Consider the following 16,996-nt stretch of genomic DNA (forward strand, 5'->3'; position numbering starts at 1 on the left):
TGTCAGCAGAGCGGGACGTTCACCGCCAGACCGCCCATCGCGGTCTCCTTGTACTTGGTCGACATGTCCGCGCCGGTCTGCCGCATCGTCTCGACGACCTGGTCGAGCGACACGTGGTGCACCCCGTCGCCGCGGAGCGCCATGCGTGCGGCGTTGATCGCCTTGTTCGCCGCGATCGCGTTCCGCTCGATGCACGGGATCTGCACGAGTCCGCCGATCGGGTCGCACGTCAGCCCGAGGTTGTGCTCCATCGCGATCTCGGCCGCGTTCTCGACCTGTTCCGGCGTGCCGCCCAGGACCTCGGCGAGTCCGGCAGCCGCCATCGACGCGGCCGAGCCGACCTCGCCCTGGCACCCGACCTCGGCGCCGGAGATCGAGGCGCGCTCCTTGTAGATCGAGCCGATCGCGCCCGCCGTCAGCAGGAACCGCACGACCGCGTCGTCCCGGAGCTCGGCGGTGATCGCGGGCACGTAGGTCAGGGCGTACGCCAGCACGGCAGGGATGATGCCCGCGGCACCGTTCGTCGGCGCGGTGACGACCCGCCCGCCGGAGGCGTTCTCCTCGTTGACGGCCATCGCGGTGAGGTTGACCCACTCCATCGCGAACAGGGGGTCGTGCTCGGGATCGTCCCGCACGAGCTGCTCGTACCAGGTCGCGGCACGGCGACGGACGTCCAGCCCACCGGGGAGCGTGCCGACCCGACGGATGCTGCGTTCGACGCAGGACTCCATCACGTCGTGGATCGCGAGCAGGCCGGAGCGGACCTCGGCCTCGGTGCGGGTGACGGTCTCGTTCGCCAGGGCGATGCCGCTCATCGGCAGGCCGGTGGCAGCGCAGGCGGCGAGCAGCTCGGCACCGCTCGAGAACGGGTGCGGCACGGCGTCGACGACCGGGATGGCCGCTTCGCTCACCGCTGCCGGCTCGTCCTCGCCGTCGCGGGTGATGAACCCGCCACCGACCGAGTAGTAGGTCTCGACGACGAGCTCGGTCCCGCCGGCGTCGAACGCCCGCAGGCGCATGGCGTTGGGGTGGCGCGGCAGCATCGTCAGCGGGTGCTGCACCACGTCACGCAGTCGGAAGGGCACCTGCTGGCCGCCGGAGAGCCGGAGGACGCCGTCGCGCTCGAGTTCGTCGAGCGACACGGCCATGGCGTCGGGGTCGACGGACTCCGGTTGGGCACCTGTCAGTCCCGCCGCGACCGCACCGAGCGTGCCGTGGCCCTGCCCGGTCGACGCCAACGACCCGTACAGGTCGACCCGCACCGTGGCCACCGGCATCGCGGCGACCTGCTCGGCGAACGCGGCGGCAGCCCGCATCGGCCCCACGGTGTGCGAGCTCGACGGGCCGACACCGATGCTGAAGAGATCGAACACGGAGACCGGCACGTCGCCACCCTAACCCGTCCGGACGGTGCGTCGGCGGCCCTCGGACGGCGGTGCGCCCTTCGTCGCCCGGTGCGAGCCTGGCAGCCCGCACCACGCCACCAACCGCGCACCACCCGTCAACCTCGCACCGTGCGCGGCACCGCCCCGCACCACCCGTCAACCACGCACCGTGCGCGACACCGCACTCAGCGCCGGCGGCGGCCCTCGGACGGCATCAGGATCCACAGCAGGACGTAGGCGATCCACAGCGGCCCGGGGAACAGGCTGAGGAGGACCCAGACGACCCGGACGAGGAACCTGGACCAGCCGAGACGATCGGCGATGCCGGCGCAGACACCGGCGAGCAGACGACCCGAACGAGGACGCGCAAGTGACTTCATGGCCCCGACGCTACGGGATGAGGACGATCTTCCCCCGGGTGTGCCCCTGCTCGAGCTCCTCGAAGGCGTCCTGCACGCGCTCGAGCGGGTAGGTCGCGGCGACCGGCACCTCGATCGCACCCTCGGCGACCATCTGCGCCAGCGCGCCGAGGATCTCCGGGTCGGCGGTGTCCGCGCTGCCTGAGGCCTTCGCCCCGACCTCGGCCGCGGCCGCGAACGCGATGACCGTCTCGATGCGCTCGGCCGGGATCCCGAGCGCGATGCCGAGGTGGACGTACTCCGCACCGTGCGTGTCGATGAGCGCGTCGACGCCGTTCGTGGCGAGTTCCTCGATGCGCTGCTGCAGCCCGTCGCCGTACGCGACGGGTCGGGCACGCTTCGACGCGAGCCACTCGTGGTTCGCTTCGGACGCGACGGCGATCACGTCGATGCCCTCGTTCGTGAGCAGCTGCGTGACGAACCCACCCACGCCACCCGCGGCACCGGAGACCACGACGGTCTCCCCCGCCCTCGGGTCGACGGCGCGCACGGCTGCGGCCGCGGTCGTCGCGACGATGTCCAGGCCACCGGCGACCGTCCAGTCCAGCAGCCGGGGCTTCTGCACGACCTGCTCCGCGGGGACGGAGACGTACTCGGCCTGGCTCGAGCGCTCCCACGACCAGCCGAGGACCTCTTCGCGCTCGTCCACGCCGTCGACGCCCTCGCCGACCGCGACGACGATGCCCGCGAAGTCGGTGCCCTGGCCGGTCGGCAGGTCGCCGCCGAACACTCCTTGGCGGATCGCGGCCTCGCCGGGGTTGATCCCGGCGGCACGGACCCGGACGAGCACCCGCCCGGGCTCGACGGTGGGCACGGGGACGTCGGCCACGTGCAGCACGCTCCGGTCGCCCCACGCCTCGATGCGGACGGCTCGCATGGTCTCAGGAAGATCGCTCATCCCGTCCGACGCTACCCCCGGTCGGTCGATCCCCCTGAGTGGAGCGGTCCATCGGCGTGGCAGCCGGGTCGTGTGACCGTGCGACACTGGCCCCATGCCCATCCTCCACAAGGACATGCAGGTCTGCATCTCGCTCGCTGCCCGGCCGAGCAACATCGGCACCCGGTTCCACAACTTCCTCTACGACGAGCTCGGGCTGGACTTCGTCTACAAGGCGTTCACGACGACCGACCTGCCCGGCGCCGTCACCGGGATCCGCGCGCTCGGCATCCGCGGTTGCTCGGTCTCGATGCCCTTCAAGGAGGCGATCATCCCGCTCGTCGACACGATCGAGGACTCGGCCGCGGCGATCCAGTCCGTCAACACCGTGGTGAACGACGACGGCGTGCTCACCGCGTCGAACACCGACTACGAGGCCGTCGCGTCACTCCTGGCCTCGCACGACGTCGACACCGGCTCGCGGGTGCTGCTGCGCGGTTCCGGCGGCATGGCGAAGGCCGTCACCGCGGCCTTCCGCGGCGCGGGCTTCGACCACCTGACCGTGGTCGCCCGGAACGAGGACACCGGTCCCGCCCTGGCCGACCAGTACGGCTACGCCTGGTCGCGCTCCGAGGCCGAGGCCGGCGACGCCGACCTGCTCGTCAACGTCACGCCGCTCGGCATGGACGGCGAGCAGGCGAACGCGCTCGCGTTCGAGCCGGACCGCATCGCTGCGGCGCACACCGTCTTCGACGTCGTCGCCTTCCCGTCGGAGACCCCGCTCGTGCGCGCCGGTCGGGCCGCCGACAAGCACGTCATCACGGGCGCCGAGGTCATCGCGCTGCAGGCAGCGCGGCAGTTCGAGCGGTACACCGGCGTCGCCCTGACCGACGACCAGGTGCAGCGCGCGAGCGCGTTCAGCCGCACCGTCTGACAGACGGGAGGAGCGCGGCGGGCCCGCCACGGGCCTCCCGTCCGGTGCGTCAGCTGTTCCGGGCGCGACCGGCCGCGACCCAGCCGAGCCGACGGATGCTCTCGTGGTTGCGGATCCAGATGCCGGGCTGGGCGATGAAGCCGGGCACCAGCGAGCCGGGGCCCCGCACGGGGTTCTCCCGCAGCGTGACCTTGCAGCCGCGGGGATGTGGTTCCACATCGACCTCGACGCGGGCCTCACCCATCGGCCAGCCCCGCGCCTGGATCACCAACCGCCGCGGTTCGTCGAGCTCGAGCACGGTCGTGGTGTCGTTGATGACGAGCGGCCAGATGCCGAAGGAGTGGTGGATCTCCGTGCCGACCGCCGGCCAGCCGGGGTCCTCGCCGCGCATGCGGGACGCGCCGACCACCCACGTGGGGTAGAGCCAGCCGTCGCTGAGCACGTCGAAGACGTCCTCGGGCGAGCAGTGGACGATGCGGACGTTCTTGGCCATGGTGATCAGTCCTCCGGAGACAGGTCGACGTCCTCCGACAGCCCGAAGGTGTGTCGCAGTGCGCTCCGTGCAGCATGCCACCCGGCCATGCCGTGCACACCGGGGCCGGGTGCCGCCGACTGCGACGACAGGTACATGCCGCCGCCCATCCGCCACGGGTCGCTCGACAGGACCGGGCGCTTGACCAGCTGCCAGAAGCTCGCGGCGCCGGCCGCGATGTCGCCGCCGACGTAGTTGGGGTTGTACTCGCCCATCTGCACCGCGGTCCGCGCGCTCGACGCCAGCACGGTGTCGCGGAAGCCCGGTGCGAAGCGCTCGATCTGCCGGGTGACGGCCTCGGTCGGGTCGATCGTCGACCCCGCGGGGACGTGTGCGTACGCCCAGAAGACGTGCTTGCCGGCGGGAGCACGCGACGGGTCCATGACCGTGGGCTCGGCGCCGAGCACGTACGGCTGCTCGGCGTGCTGCCCACGCGCGACGGCCTCCTCGGCCGCGGCGATCTCCTGCCGGGTGCCGCCGATGTGCACGGTGCCGGCGCGGCGCAGGTCGGCGTTCGTCCACGGCACGGCATCGGAGAGGGCGAAGTCGACCTTCGCTGCCGCGTTGCCGAACCGGAAGCGGCGCAGCGCCCCTCGACGCGGGATCGGGATCTGGCTGCCGGCGATCCGCAGCATGCCCGGCACGCTCGTGTCGAACAGCACGGCCTTGGCAGGGGTCAGGTCGCCGAGCGAACGCACCTCACGGCCGGTCTCGATCGTGCCGCCGTGTGCCAGCAGGTCCGCGGCGAGCGCGTCGACGATCGCCTGGCTGCCACCGATCGGCACCGGCCAGCCCCGGGCGTGTGCGTACGAGCCGAGCGACAGTGCCGCGGCGGCCGTCGACAGCGAGGGCATGTGCTGGATCGAGTGCGCCGCGACGCCGGACACCATCGCCGGGGCGACGTCCTGCCGGAACCGGGCGTTCCACGCGCTGCTGCCCTGTTCGAGCGCACGCAGCCCGAAGCGCAGGACCGTCAGCGGGTGCCGCGGGACGTGCAGCAGCGCGTCGGTGGCGAAGTCGGCGACCTGGTCGGCACTCGCGGCGAGCGGTCCCATCAGGTTCCGGAAGGCCGCGCCGTCCGCCCCGAGCTGGGCGGCCGTGCGCTCCAGGTCCTGGTACGCGATGCCCGCGCGGCCGTTGTCGAGCGGGTGGCCGTACTGCACCTCGGGCAGGCGCAGCTCGATGCGGCGCTCCATCTGGAACAGCCGGAAGAACTCGGACTGCAGCGCCATCGGGTGTACGGCGGAGCAGACGTCGTGGTGGAAGCCCGGCAGCGTGAGCTCGGCCGTGCGTGCTCCCCCGCCGATGGTGTCGTTGCGCTCGACGACCTCGACGGACAACCCGGCGCGCGCCAGGGTCACCGCAGCAGCGAGCCCGTTGGGTCCCGCCCCGACCACCACTGCATCGACCATGCGACCGAGCCTACGAGTCCTGTACCCCGTGGGTGCTCAGCCGGTCGATCAGATCACCGCTCGTCCCTCGTCGATGACGCAGTCCCGGCGCGCGAGGACCTCGTCGATCCGATGAGCACCGCGGAGGAACTGTTCTGCATCGGTGTCGATGAACCCCGCGATCTCGAGGACATCATCCCGGACGCGTTCGAGTGGAGCGCCGATGATCGGCTCGTGGTGCGCGAGGCGGTTGCGGAAGCGTCGGACTTCATCGAGCCTGCGGTGCAGCTGCTTGCGTCGGACCGTTCGCAGGCCGGGAAAGGCACGGACCATTCGAGGCTGCCACAGTGTGGTCTCGTAGCCGAATCGCGGGTCACGAGGGATGCCCGCGTCGGTGAGCCCAACCCAGAGTCCGAAGCTCGTGGCAGCCACGACGTCATCCGCGGACGGCTCGTCCACGCCGCGACGCTGGAGGGTCGAGATCGCCCCGTCGACCGCGCGACGCTCGCGCTGCATCAGGTGTACAGCGGGATCGTTCCACCAGTCATCTGCACGGCCGGCTCGGAGGGCATCGTGAACGGCGTTCCGCAGGAGGACCTCGAGCCAGGCGATCGGGCCCCAGAAGGCAGTCGTGAGCTCCGTGTTCCAGGCGTAGAGCCTGAGCGCCCGGTGGACATGGCCGTCCTGGAGGGCCATGAAGCGCGCCAGCCGTGGCGCGCTGATGCGGTCCGGTAAGGCTCGGAACCGTGCGGGATCGATCATCCACTCCCCCCAGGAACGACGATTGCCCCAGGAGTCCGGCTGGCCGAATGGTCCTGGGGCGTTACAAGACGATCGTACCAGCCGTGCCTGACATGTCAAGCATCAGATCGGATCGTGCGTTCGCGCAGCCGGTCGCGGACGACGTCCGCCGTGCCCGCCGGGTCCGCACACTGCACGACGTACTCGTGACCCGCGGTCGTGACGATGGACAGCGCGAGCCGGTTGCCGAGGATCAGCCCGGTCCGCCCCCGGAGCCACCGCAGCCCCGCGCCACCGAACTCGGACCACGACTGCTCGACGGTCCGCACGGTCTCGATGTCAGTCAGCCCGATCGTCCGGCGGTACACCGGACGGAAGCGGACGGTGACCTCGTCGCGGACCGTCACCGAGACCGATCCGGCGACCATCACGACACCGACAGCGAGCACGAGCAGTCCCGGCGCCAGCGTCATCACCGCGAACCCGGCGCCAGCCTCGGCGACGACGGCCCACACGAGTACGACGACGGCCACGAAGGACAGCACCAGCGTCGCGCCGACCGCCTGCATCCAGGCGGGCGTCGCGATCCGGTCGACCACAGGGGTGCGGTCTGACCCCGGGGCGCGCACTCAGTCCTCCGACTTCGATCGCTGGGCACGGAGCCGGGCAGCCGTCCCCGCCAGGACGATCGCGGCCCAGAGGACGACTCCCCCGACCACGCGCTGCACGACCGACACCGGGCCGCCATGCCCGGAGGAGATCGCGGCGCTCAGCATGACCAGGACCGCGCTGACGGGCAGGGGGATGCGGAGCGTGAGGCACGGGCGGAGAAGACGGCGAACGAACACGAGAGCGGCCACACGTCACTGTCGCACAATCCGCGGGAGTAACGCATCACATCTCGGATACCGGTGCGGCCGTCAGGACCGTGGAGCGTCGGCGTCCGCGGGGTCGGAGCCCTCATCCGGCAGGTCGACGTCGGAGGGGTCGTCGGTGTCCTCGAGCGCCTCCGGCCCGGTTCCGACGGGGTGCTCCGCCAGCAGCGCCGCGAAGTCCTCGTCGAGCATCTGCTGCACGCGGTCGTCGCGGCCGATCTCGTAGCCCTCCTCGGGGCGCTGCGCCCACCCGAGCCGCCCGACCACCGTGGTGCCGATGTCGTCCCACGCTCGGGCACGGGCAGCCAGCACGATGCGGTCGACGAAGCCCTGGTCGTCCCGCCGCCCGTCGAGCATCTCGGCCAGCTGCTCGTACGTGGCCTCACGCGTGCGGAGCTTGTGGTCGTCCCCGCGCTTGTAGTCGTGCTGGTGCTTCGACCGGCCCTTCTGCTTCACCGCCTTCGAACGGATCTCCCGCATCCGCTCGGCGTCGCCGCGTTGTTCTTCGGCCATGCGGTGCAGTTCCTCGCGCACGGTCTCGGCAGCGACGGCGTGGTCGAAGAAGCCCTGGTCGCGCAGGGAGTTGGTGATGATCCGGTTGGCGACGGCGATGGTCACCGCGGCCTTCGAGATGAGGAACCCCTCGTCGACCGCCCGCTTGAGCTCCACCTGGCTGACGGGTCGCTCGGTCGAGTCCTTGCCGCGCCGTCCGAACAGAGCCATGCTCCGACGATACCGGCGGAGGACGACGGTCCGCCCGCAGGTGGACCCGGATCACCGACGGGAGGGACGACGCGCCGCCACCGCGTCCGTACCGTTGGGCGCATGGTCACCTCCACCACGTCGCACCGCACCGGTCTCGGCACCGCCAGCCTGGTCCTCGGCATCTGCTCCCTGCTCGCCGGCTGGACACTGGTCGCCCCGATCGTCGGGCTCGTCCTCGGCGTCATGTCGCGCGGCCGCGAACCCATGGCACGTGGTCGCGCGGGGTGGGGCATCCTGCTCAACCTGCTCGCCCTGGCGCTGTGGATCGTCCTCGGCGTCGCATTCCTGGCGCTCGGCTCGCTCGCGGTCTGGCAGGGCGCGACCCAGGGCAACTGACCGCCCGGCGTCGCACCCCCTGACGAACATCGCACCCCGGCGTACCGGGGTGCGATGTCCACACCGGGGTGCGAAGCGGCGGAGGACGGTCCGTCAGAGCACCAGGCCGTACACGGCGACGTCGACGCGCCGCTCCCCCAGCGGCATGCCGCTCCGCAGCGTCCCCTCGTGCACGAAGCCGAGCCGTTCGGCCAGGCCACGACTGCGCACGTTCTCAGCCGCCGTGCGGATCTCGACCCGGCGCGCGCCCCGCGCCCGCGCGACCCCGACGAGTGCGGAGGCCGCGCGCCGGGCGACACCCCGGCCCTCCAGTCCGGCGTCCACCCAGTAACCGAGGGATGCCTGTCCCAGGTACGTGTCGAACGCGAGGGACGCTGCTCCGACGATCCGGTCGTCGGCGCGGATGACGCACGGCAGTGAGCGGTCCAGGGCGTACTGGCCGAGCAGGTGCTCGGTGTAGCGCTCGGTGCCCGCGCGCGTCTGCGGGCCCCACGCCCACGGTTCCGCGGCCCGCAGGCGGTCCAGGTTCGCCAGCACCAGCTCGTGCACGGGTCGGACCGTCGTCAGGTCGCGGAGCGTCAGCGTGTACCCGTCACCCAGGTCCCGTCCGTACGCCACCACGGCTCGACACTATGCACGCGCAGCGGGCCCCGTCCGGGTGTGGACGAGGCCCGCTGCGTCATCGGGACGAGGAGTGCGCGCTACTCGTAGCGGAGGGCCTCGATCGGGTTCTGTCGTGCCGCGCGACGAGCCGGCAGCGTGCCGGCGAGGAACGCGATGAACATCACCACGAGGATGATCGTGATCACCGAGGACGGCGCGAACTGCATGATCTGCAGGCCCGGCAGGTCCTTGAGCACGGTGCCGGCGAGCACGTTCGAGATGCCCGTGCCGAGCGCGATCGCCACGCCGGCGCCGATCGCACTGCCGAGGAAGCCGATGAACACCGCCTCGAGCGAGAACAGCGTGTAGACCTTGCCGCCGCCCATGCCCATCGCCTTCATCAGGCCGATCTCGCGGGTGCGCTCCTGCACGCTCATGAGCAGCGTGTTGATGATGCCGAACCCGGCGGCGATCAGCGCGATCACGGCGAAGGCGTTGAGCACCCCGACGATGCCGCTGATGACGGTCTGGAACTGCCCGAGCTGGTCCTGGATCGTCTGGCCCGTGTAGCCGTCCTTCGACAGGGCGCTCTTGACCGTCGCTGCCGAGGCACCGGACGACATCGTGGCCGAGGCGCTGGCGTACGACGTGGCGATCGACGCGGGCTTGCCGGTCTCCTGCGCGGCCTGTATGGCGTCGGTCAGGGCGGCGTTCGCCCCGGCGCCGCCACCGAACAGTGACTCGTTCTGCACGCCGACGACCGTGGCCGTCAGGGTGTGCTCCGCGCCCTGGTAGTCGTCGACCGCGAAGGTCACCTGCTTGCCGACGGCCGCGTCCGCACTGCCGAGCCCGAGGTTCTTGAGGTAGTTCGTGGGCAGGACCACCTGGTTCGCGTCGGTGCCGTCGTCGAGCTGCTTCCCCGAGGCCAGGTCGGCCTTGATCTCGCCCGCGTTGGCGGTCAGCGTCACGACGTACTTGCCCTTGCCGTCGTACTCGGCGTACTTCGGGCTGAGGGCGACGGCGGGCCGGACCGAGTCGATCCCGGACACGCCCTTGATCTTCGTGACGTCGGACTGGGACAGGTACGCGAAGGACGCGGGCCCACGGTTGACGCTCTGGCTGGACTCGTCGGGGTCGTACTTCGCCGGGCCGCCGTCACTCGAGCCGGTGTCGGCGGTCTTGGTGATCGTCAGCGTGCCGGTGTCGCCGATCGAGGCCACCTGGGTGTCGATGTAGTTGCTGACGCCCGTACCGATCGCCGAGGTGAGCGTGATGGTGAACGCGCCGATGAAGATCGCGATGACGGTGAGCGTGGTGCGGAGCTTCGACCGGAAGGTGTTGCCGATCGCGGTGCGGAGCAGGTCGAGGAAGTTCATGCGGAGTGCCTTCCGTGCTCATGGGTCGCCGGGGCGGGCGCATCGGACCCGCCGACGATCAGGCCGTCGCGCACGTTCACGCTCCGGTCGCACCGCGCGGCCAGCTCCTCGTCGTGGGTGACGACGACCAGGGTGATCCCCCGCTCGCGCTGCAGGCCGAACAGCAGGTCCTCGACGATCTCGCCCGTGTTCGAGTCGAGGTTGCCGGTCGGTTCGTCGGCGAAGATGACGCTCGGCTCCCCCACCAGCGCCCGCGCGATGACCACGCGCTGCTTCTGGCCGCCGGACAGGTCGTTCGCGTCGCTCTTGGCCTTGTCCGCCAGCCCGAGGGCATCGAGTGCGGCCATCCCGCGCCGCTTGCGCTCGGACGCCGAGACGCCGGCGATCTTCAGCGGCAGCACGACGTTGTCGAGCACGGAGGTCTTCGGCGTCAGGAAGAACTGCTGGAACACGAACCCGAACGTGCTGTTGCGGGTGCGGTTCACCTCCCGGGCGCCGAGGGACGCCGCGTCGGTGCCGTCGAGCAGGACCTCGCCCGTCGACGGCTTGTCGAGCAACGCCAGCAGGTGCATGAGCGTCGACTTGCCCGATCCGGACTTGCCGACGATCGCCAGGCTCTCGCCCTGGTGCACGGCCAGGGAGACGCCCTTCAGCGCGTCAAACCGTGTGGAGCCACGGCCGTAGGTCCTCGTGAGGCCACGGGCCTCGAGCACGGGAGTCGTCATGTGCCCACCGTAGTGTCCGCTGCACGAATGCAAGTTTGCGTTTCCTGTAGAGACTGTGACGTTCCGGTTACAGTCGTGCCATGAGCGAGCCCGTCCCGACCCCTGCACTCGGTCTCCGCGACCGCAAGCGGATCGAGACGCGGCACCGGATCGCGGAGTCGGCCAGGTCGCTGGCGATGGAGCAGGACATCGACCGCACCACGATCGAGCAGATCGCCGCACGCGCCGACATCTCGCCGCGCACCTTCTTCAACTACTTCGACAGCAAGGAGGACGCGGTCCTCGGGCACACCGAACTCGACCTGTCACCGGAGACGCTGGACGCCCACCTGCGTGCCGTCGCCGGGCGTCCGGCGGCCCAGGCCGTGGTCGACCTGGCGTTCCTGGTGTTCGGTGAGACGTTCGGCGACGACCGCGAGCGTGAGGCACGGAAGGCGGTGCTCGTGCGCTTCCCGCAGCTGATGCGCCGCCAGGTGAGCCGGATGACGACCGTCGCCGAGGCGATGACCGGCGCCGTCCGCACCGTGCTCGAGCGGGATCCGGCGTGGGGTCCGGACGCAGCGACCCCGCAGGCCGCGGAGATGCTGCTCGGCATGGTGATGACCGCGCTCCGCAGCGCGGTCCGGCACGAGGGCACCGATCCGGACGACGTCCGGGCGGCGGTGACCGCCCTGATCCGCGACACGGCGGCTCGGATCAGCGCCGCCTGAGGGACGGGAGGCGCGTGGCTGTGCCGCCACGCGCCTCCCGTCCGTCCTGTGGTCGCGACCCAGTCGCGAAAGCGACAGATCGCGCCCGGAACTCGGGCGCGATCTGTCGCTTCTGCGGAGGAGACGGCGACGCGTCAGGCCTTCGTGATGAAGCCTTCCTTCACCATCCAGTCGAAGGCGACGTCGGCGGGCTCGCGGCCCTCGACGTCGACCTGCCGGTTGAGCTCCTGCAGCACCGCGTCGGTGAGCTTCGGGGAGATCTGGTCGTAGACGTCGGCCAGCTGCGGGTACTCCTTGAGCGTGGCGCTGTCGAGGACCGGGGCGACGTTGTACGCCGGGAAGAACCCCTCGTCGTCCTGCAGCACCGACAGCCCGAGGGACTTGATGCGGCCGTCGGTGGTGAAGACCTCGCCGAAGTTGCACTTCCCACGGTCCGTCGCCGTGTAGACGGTGCCGGTGTCGAGGATGTCGACGTTGCCCTTCGGGATGCCGTTGTCACCGGACCCACCGAGCTCGAGGCCGTACTGCTCGAGCATCGGCTTGAAGCCGTCGGCCCGGGAGTTGAACTCGGACTCGACGCAGAACGTCCGCTGGTCCTTCGGCAGGTCGGCGATCTGCGACAGCTTCGTGATGCCCCCGAGCTCGTCCACCGCCTCCTTGCGGACCGCGAACGCGTACGTGTTGTTCATCGGCGCGGGCGGCAGCCAGGTGAGACCGTTGCCGGCGTCCTCGTCCTTGACCGCCTGGTACTGCTCCTGCTTGTCCGGGATGCCCTCCTTGTGCCCCATGTAGGTCAGCCAGGCGGTGCCGGTGTACTCGTACGTCATGTCGGCGTCGTGGCCGGTCATGAGCTGGCGGACCGCGACACTGCCCGGCACGTTCGTCTCGTCCGTGACGTCGAAGCCCGCGGCCTTGGCAGCGAGCACGCCGATCTTGCCGAGCACGAGCTGCTCGGTGAAGTTCTTCGACGTGACGGTGATGTGGGCGCCGTCGGGCAGGTCGTCGATCTTCTCGATCGTGCCCGGCGCGGCGGCCGGCACGAACGAGGTGGCGGGCTGCAGGCCACAGCCGGTCAGGGCGAGGGCGGCGGCCCCGGCGACGAGCGTCGCGGCGACGCGGCGGTTGCGGCGCTTCATCGGAGTCCCTTCGGTCGGGCGACGGTCTCGACGATGCGGCCGATCCAGTCGATGGAGAGCGCCAGCAGCGCGATGAGCAGCGCGCCGGAGACCAGCACCTTGGGCAGGAACAGGTTCACGCCGGTGGTGATGAGGAGCCCGAGTCCCCCGGCGCCGATGAACGTCGCCAGCGCGGCGGACCCGACGAGCAGCACCAGGGCGGTGCGGATGCCCGCGAGCATGACCGGCACGGCGAGCGGCAGTTCGACCTTGAGCAGCACGGCGAACGCGCTCATGCCCATGCCCCGGCCGGCCTCGACCAGCCGGGCGTCGACGCTCTCGATGCCGATGATGGTGTTCCGCAGCACCGGCAGGATCGCGTAGAGGACGAGCGCGATGACGGCTGCCCAGAACGAGAAGCCGAGCCAGAAGGCGAGCAGGACGACCAGGCCGATGGCGGGTGCCGCCTGCCCGAAGTTCGCGATCGCCAGGATGACCCCGCTGGCCCGTCGGAGCGCGCCGCGGGTCAGGACGATCCCGAGCGGGATGCCGATGACGAGCACGATGAGCGTCGAGACGACGGTGAGCAGTACGTGCTGCCACGTCAGCGCGAGCAGGTCCGCCGGGTTGAGCGTCGAACGCTCGGTCGCGGTGAGGTCGGCCGTGGCCAGCCAGACGGCGAACGCGCCGAGGACGACCAGGATGGCGACCGGCTGGATGACGAGCGGCTTCCACGAGCCGCTGCGCGCGGAGCGCTTGGTCCGCTCCTGCGTGGCGGTCGGATCTGCCGTCGGATCTGCGAGGACGTCAGTCATGCGCAGCTCCCGTCCCGACGGACTCCTTGGCGGGCATCGTCTCGATCGGGTTCGTGTTCGTCCCGACCGGGGTGTACGCCTGCTCCTCCGCCGCGGCCGCACGGGAGCGGGTGATCGCGTCCATGACGGTCTCGACGGTGATGACCCCGCGGAACGCATCACGACGCCCGGTGACCAGGGCGGCCCCGGCGCTCGAGACGAGCATGGTGTCGAGCGCGTCGTTCAGGGTCGCGGCCTCGCCGACGACGGGCAGGTTCGGCTCGATGCCCTCGAGGATGCGCTCCAGGCGCTCGAGCTGGCGCCGGGACGGCCACCCGATCGGGCGCTGGCGTCGGTCGACGACCACGGCGTGCCCGTGCCCGCCCGCTTCGCGCATCCGCTGCAGGACGGCCTTCGCCTCTTCACCCGGCGAGCATGTGACGGCATCGACGACCTCGACGTCGCGCACGCGGTTCAGCGTGAGCTGCTTGAGGCCGGCGCCGGAACCGATGAAGTTCTCGACGAACTCGTTCGCCGGTTCGGCCAGGATCCGCTCCGGGGTGTCGTACTGCACGATGTGCGCGCCCTCGGAGAAGATGACGATCCAGTCGCCGAGCTTCACGGCCTCGTCGAAGTCGTGCGTGACGATGACGATCGTCTTGTGCAGCTCCTCCTGGATGCGCAGCAGCTCGTCCTGCAGCCGCTGGCGCGTGATCGGGTCGACGGCACCGAAGGGCTCGTCCATCAGCAGCACGGGCGGGTCGGCTGCCAGAGCGCGGGCCACGCCGACGCGCTGCTGCTGTCCACCGGAGAGCTCACGGGGGAACCGGTCACGGTAGGTGTCGGGGTCGAGCGAGACCAGGTCGAGCAGCTCGTCGACACGGGCGGCGATCTTCGCCTTGGACCAGCCGAGCATCTTCGGAACGATCGCGATGTTCGCCGCGACCGTCATGTGCGGGAAGAGCCCCCCGGCCTGGATCACGTAGCCCATCCGGCGGCGGAGCTCGTCGCCGTCGATCGACGTCACGTCGTCGTCGCCCACCACGATCCGGCCCTCGGTGGGCTCGATCAGGCGGTTGATCATCTTGAGCGTCGTCGTCTTGCCGCAGCCGGACGGGCCGACGAGCATGACGATCTTGCCCTTCGGGATCTCGAGTGTGATGCCGTCGACCGCGGGCTTCGCCTGGCCGGCGTACCGCTTCGTGACGGTGTCGAGCAGGATGCTGCGGCCGGTGACGTCACCGTCGGTGGTGCTGGTCAGGTCAGTGCTGGACACGGATACCTCGCGAGGTGGTCAGTCGGCCGAGGCCGAGGAGGAGCAGGTCGAGGACGAGGGCGAGCAGGACGACGCCCACCACACCCACCACGACGGAGTTGAGGGCGTTGGCGCCGCCGAGGCGGGACAGGCCGGAGAAGATGAAGCCGCCGAGCCCGGGGCCGAGGGCGTAGGCGGCCACTGCGGCCACGCCCATCACCATCTGCGCGGAGACCCGGACGCCGGTCAGGATGATCGGCCACGCCATCGGCAGTTCCACCTGCACGAGCGTGCGGAACCGGCCCATGCCGATGCCGCGCGCGGACTCGACGACGGCGGGGGAGATCTCGCTCAGTCCGACCACGGCGTTGCGCAGGATCGGCAGGGCGGCGAAGAACGTGATCGTCACGACGGACGGCACGACGCCGAACCCGAGCGGGACGAGCAGCAGGCCGATCACGGCGAAGGACGGCAGCGTCAACCCGATGGTCGACACCTCGTTCGCGAGTGATCGGAGGCGTGGGTTGCGGTAGACGAGTGCTGCGAGCACCACGGCGATGACGGTGGCGAGCACGGTGCACTGGACGACCAGTGAGAAGTGCTGCCACGATGCGAACCAGATCTGGTCCGAACGGTCCACGACGTACTGGAACACGGGGTCGGGCTCCTTCCGGGTCGGCATGTCGGCCCTCGGAGCGGGGCACAGGTGCCGCCAAAGCTAGCCATCGCGAGCGCTAGTTGTACAACCACAACTGTCCGGAGGCGCCGTTTCCTGCGGAATCGCGAAGTCAGGAACCCCTGGTCAGAGGGGTCATCGTCCGCCGAGCCTGGGAGAACGGTAACGATCCCGCACCAGCGTCGGCTAGAGCCCCGCGCTCCGGAGTCCCGCCCGCTCCGCGATGTCGACCAGGTGGTCCCGCCACGCCTGCCACTCGTCCGGCGACTTCTCGGCCAGGTTCCCGTCGCCGTCACCGGCCAGCCCGTCGAGCATCTCGCGCACGATGTCCGCGTGCCCGGCGTGCCGCGCGGTCTCGTACGCCATGTGCACCAGGACCCGGTGCAGCGTCACGTGGCGGTGTTCCTCGGGCCACCACGGCACCACCCCGGGGGCGTCGAGGTCGAGCGCCGCGATGGTCGCGTCCGCGTGAGCCGCACTGGCGTGGTGGAAGGAGACGATGTCGGCCACGGTCTCGTCGAGCGTCGCGTACATGTCCCGGTCGTCGTCGGAGTCGAGCCAGGCGGGGGGATCCGGGAGCGGCCGGTCGAACACGCGCCCGAAGTACTCCGCCTGCACCGCTGCGACGTGCTTGACCAGCCCGAGGACGTTCGTCCCCGTCGGGGTCACCGGCCACCGGGCCTGTCGCTCGGCGAGCCCGTCGAGCTTGCCGAGCAGCGCTGCCCGGTGCTTCTGCAGGTACCGGTGCAGGGTGTGCTTCATCGCATCGGGGTCCGCCGAGGGGCCCTCGTCGGCAAGCCCGGCGTTCCCCGATGCGACGAGGGAGTCGTGCGAGACCGCCGGTTGTACCGCCGGCGGGTCCTCGGTCAGGTCGCTCATGCGTCCGATCGTGCCACCGTCCGGGCGCGGATGCGCTCCGACTCCGCCACGGCCACGCGCTCGGCCGTCAGCAGCAGCCCTGCGACCTCGGCGGACGAGCGCGTCGGTGCGTCGTTCCAGGTCGTCAGGTCGCGGACCCGGCCCATCCGGACGTCCGGCGCGGGGCACCACAGCACGGGCTTGCCCTCGTCGACCGCCATGGCGTGCCACACGACGTCGAGCGCCCGCTGCACGGGCATCGAGTGCACGGCGTGCGGCCCGCCAGCGGCGTACACGACGGCTCCGACCAGGCACGCGCCGACGAGCGGGCGTCCGGCCACGTCCATCGCCGCGGCGCTCGACGCCTTGCGCGTCCGGCCCTTCTCGTCCACGTAGGCGAACCACGCGTGCTGGATCCACCCACGCTCGATCACCCCGCGCGCCCCGGACAGCAGGCGTCCGAGGTCGGCGAGCTCGAGCATCTCGGCTTCGGCACGGCGGACCCGGGCAGCGTCTCGACGGGCTGCCAGGCGGTCGAGCAGACCGCGGAGCCGGGAGCGGGCGGGCGAGGACGGGGAGGGAGCGGCGTCGGTGTCGACGTCGTGCTGGACGCGGAACTCGAGGGTCAT

General features: G+C 70.9%; 21 protein-coding genes. 3 read left to right on the forward strand and 18 right to left on the reverse strand.

Annotated elements, in window-relative coordinates:
- Positions 1–2 precede the first annotated feature (2 nt).
- The 3 genes from BIU90_RS07645 to BIU90_RS07655 form a co-directional block, all read right to left on the reverse strand.
- Positions 3–1,385, reverse strand: a complete 1,383-nt coding sequence (locus BIU90_RS07645) for an L-serine ammonia-lyase (RefSeq protein ID WP_071299619.1) — start codon at positions 1,383–1,385, stop codon at positions 3–5.
- Between the two features lie 185 nt (positions 1,386–1,570).
- Positions 1,571–1,765: a PspC domain-containing protein gene (locus BIU90_RS07650; protein ID WP_071299620.1), complete on the reverse strand. Its 195-nt coding sequence runs from the start codon at positions 1,763–1,765 to the stop codon at positions 1,571–1,573.
- 10 nt (positions 1,766–1,775) lie between these two features.
- Positions 1,776–2,702 (reverse strand): NADP-dependent oxidoreductase, encoded by a 927-nt coding sequence (locus BIU90_RS07655; protein WP_254786973.1) that lies wholly within the window; start codon positions 2,700–2,702, stop codon positions 1,776–1,778.
- 94 nt (positions 2,703–2,796) lie between these two features.
- Here BIU90_RS07655 and BIU90_RS07660 point away from each other — a divergent pair, with 94 nt between their 5' ends.
- Entirely contained in the window at positions 2,797–3,615 is an 819-nt protein-coding gene (locus BIU90_RS07660; RefSeq protein WP_071299622.1) for a shikimate 5-dehydrogenase, read from the forward strand.
- A gap of 49 nt (positions 3,616–3,664) precedes the next feature.
- Here BIU90_RS07660 and BIU90_RS07665 read toward each other — a convergent pair whose 3' ends face one another.
- From BIU90_RS07665 to BIU90_RS07690, 6 genes are all read right to left on the reverse strand, one after another.
- The gene (locus BIU90_RS07665; RefSeq protein ID WP_071299623.1) at positions 3,665–4,108 is read right to left on the reverse strand and encodes an SRPBCC family protein; all 444 of its coding nucleotides are present in this window, start codon (positions 4,106–4,108) and stop codon (positions 3,665–3,667) included.
- 5 nt (positions 4,109–4,113) lie between these two features.
- A complete protein-coding gene (locus tag BIU90_RS07670) occupies positions 4,114–5,559 on the reverse strand; it encodes an NAD(P)/FAD-dependent oxidoreductase (protein ID WP_071299624.1) in 1,446 nt (481 codons plus the stop codon).
- 48 nt (positions 5,560–5,607) lie between these two features.
- On the reverse strand, positions 5,608–6,300 hold the full coding sequence (locus BIU90_RS07675; RefSeq protein WP_071299625.1) for a hypothetical protein: 693 nt from the start codon (positions 6,298–6,300) through the stop codon (positions 5,608–5,610).
- Positions 6,301–6,395: 95 nt separating this feature from the next.
- Positions 6,396–6,878: a hypothetical protein gene (locus tag BIU90_RS07680; RefSeq protein WP_071299626.1), complete on the reverse strand. Its 483-nt coding sequence runs from the start codon at positions 6,876–6,878 to the stop codon at positions 6,396–6,398.
- 30 nt (positions 6,879–6,908) lie between these two features.
- Complete coding sequence (locus BIU90_RS07685; protein WP_071299627.1) at positions 6,909–7,139, reverse strand: hypothetical protein; 231 nt, start codon at positions 7,137–7,139, stop codon at positions 6,909–6,911.
- 60 nt (positions 7,140–7,199) lie between these two features.
- Complete coding sequence (locus BIU90_RS07690; protein WP_071299628.1) at positions 7,200–7,877, reverse strand: hypothetical protein; 678 nt, start codon at positions 7,875–7,877, stop codon at positions 7,200–7,202.
- Positions 7,878–7,979: 102 nt separating this feature from the next.
- Between BIU90_RS07690 and BIU90_RS07695 the strand changes: the two genes are divergently transcribed.
- A complete protein-coding gene (locus tag BIU90_RS07695; protein ID WP_071299629.1) occupies positions 7,980–8,255 on the forward strand; it encodes a hypothetical protein in 276 nt (91 codons plus the stop codon).
- Positions 8,256–8,348: 93 nt separating this feature from the next.
- Here the strand turns inward: BIU90_RS07695 and BIU90_RS07700 are convergent, their stop codons facing one another.
- The 3 genes from BIU90_RS07700 to BIU90_RS07710 form a co-directional block, all read right to left on the reverse strand.
- On the reverse strand, positions 8,349–8,876 hold the full coding sequence (locus BIU90_RS07700) for a GNAT family N-acetyltransferase (RefSeq protein ID WP_071299630.1): 528 nt from the start codon (positions 8,874–8,876) through the stop codon (positions 8,349–8,351).
- 80 nt (positions 8,877–8,956) lie between these two features.
- Positions 8,957–10,234: an ABC transporter permease gene (locus BIU90_RS07705; RefSeq protein WP_071299631.1), complete on the reverse strand. Its 1,278-nt coding sequence runs from the start codon at positions 10,232–10,234 to the stop codon at positions 8,957–8,959.
- Positions 10,231–10,959 (reverse strand): ABC transporter ATP-binding protein, encoded by a 729-nt coding sequence (locus BIU90_RS07710; protein ID WP_071299632.1) that lies wholly within the window; start codon positions 10,957–10,959, stop codon positions 10,231–10,233. The genes BIU90_RS07705 and BIU90_RS07710 overlap by 4 nt, the downstream gene beginning before the upstream one ends.
- A gap of 80 nt (positions 10,960–11,039) precedes the next feature.
- On the opposite strand from BIU90_RS07710, the gene BIU90_RS18275 reads away from it, so the two are divergent.
- Positions 11,040–11,669, forward strand: coding sequence for a TetR/AcrR family transcriptional regulator (locus tag BIU90_RS18275; protein ID WP_071299633.1), 630 nt, complete (start codon positions 11,040–11,042; stop codon positions 11,667–11,669).
- A gap of 134 nt (positions 11,670–11,803) precedes the next feature.
- Here the strand turns inward: BIU90_RS18275 and BIU90_RS07720 are convergent, their stop codons facing one another.
- From BIU90_RS07720 to BIU90_RS07745, 6 genes are all read right to left on the reverse strand, one after another.
- Positions 11,804–12,805, reverse strand: coding sequence for a glycine betaine ABC transporter substrate-binding protein (locus BIU90_RS07720; protein WP_071299634.1), 1,002 nt, complete (start codon positions 12,803–12,805; stop codon positions 11,804–11,806).
- Entirely contained in the window at positions 12,802–13,599 is a 798-nt protein-coding gene (locus BIU90_RS07725) for an ABC transporter permease (protein ID WP_071299635.1), read from the reverse strand. The genes BIU90_RS07720 and BIU90_RS07725 overlap by 4 nt, the downstream gene beginning before the upstream one ends.
- Positions 13,592–14,854, reverse strand: a complete 1,263-nt coding sequence (locus BIU90_RS07730) for an ABC transporter ATP-binding protein (protein ID WP_071299636.1) — start codon at positions 14,852–14,854, stop codon at positions 13,592–13,594. The genes BIU90_RS07725 and BIU90_RS07730 overlap by 8 nt, the downstream gene beginning before the upstream one ends.
- Positions 14,841–15,488 carry an ABC transporter permease gene (locus BIU90_RS07735; RefSeq protein ID WP_071299787.1) on the reverse strand — a complete coding sequence of 216 codons (648 nt, stop codon included), beginning with the start codon at positions 15,486–15,488 and terminating at the stop codon, positions 14,841–14,843. Before BIU90_RS07735 ends, BIU90_RS07730 begins: the two co-directional genes overlap by 14 nt.
- 207 nt (positions 15,489–15,695) lie before the next feature.
- Positions 15,696–16,388: a DinB family protein gene (locus tag BIU90_RS07740; protein ID WP_083403785.1), complete on the reverse strand. Its 693-nt coding sequence runs from the start codon at positions 16,386–16,388 to the stop codon at positions 15,696–15,698.
- The gene (locus tag BIU90_RS07745) at positions 16,385–16,996 is read right to left on the reverse strand and encodes a hypothetical protein (protein ID WP_071299637.1); all 612 of its coding nucleotides are present in this window, start codon (positions 16,994–16,996) and stop codon (positions 16,385–16,387) included. The genes BIU90_RS07740 and BIU90_RS07745 overlap by 4 nt, the downstream gene beginning before the upstream one ends.

Source organism: Curtobacterium sp. MCBA15_001, from assembly GCF_001864835.1.
Classification (GTDB): Bacteria; Actinomycetota; Actinomycetes; order Actinomycetales; family Microbacteriaceae; genus Curtobacterium.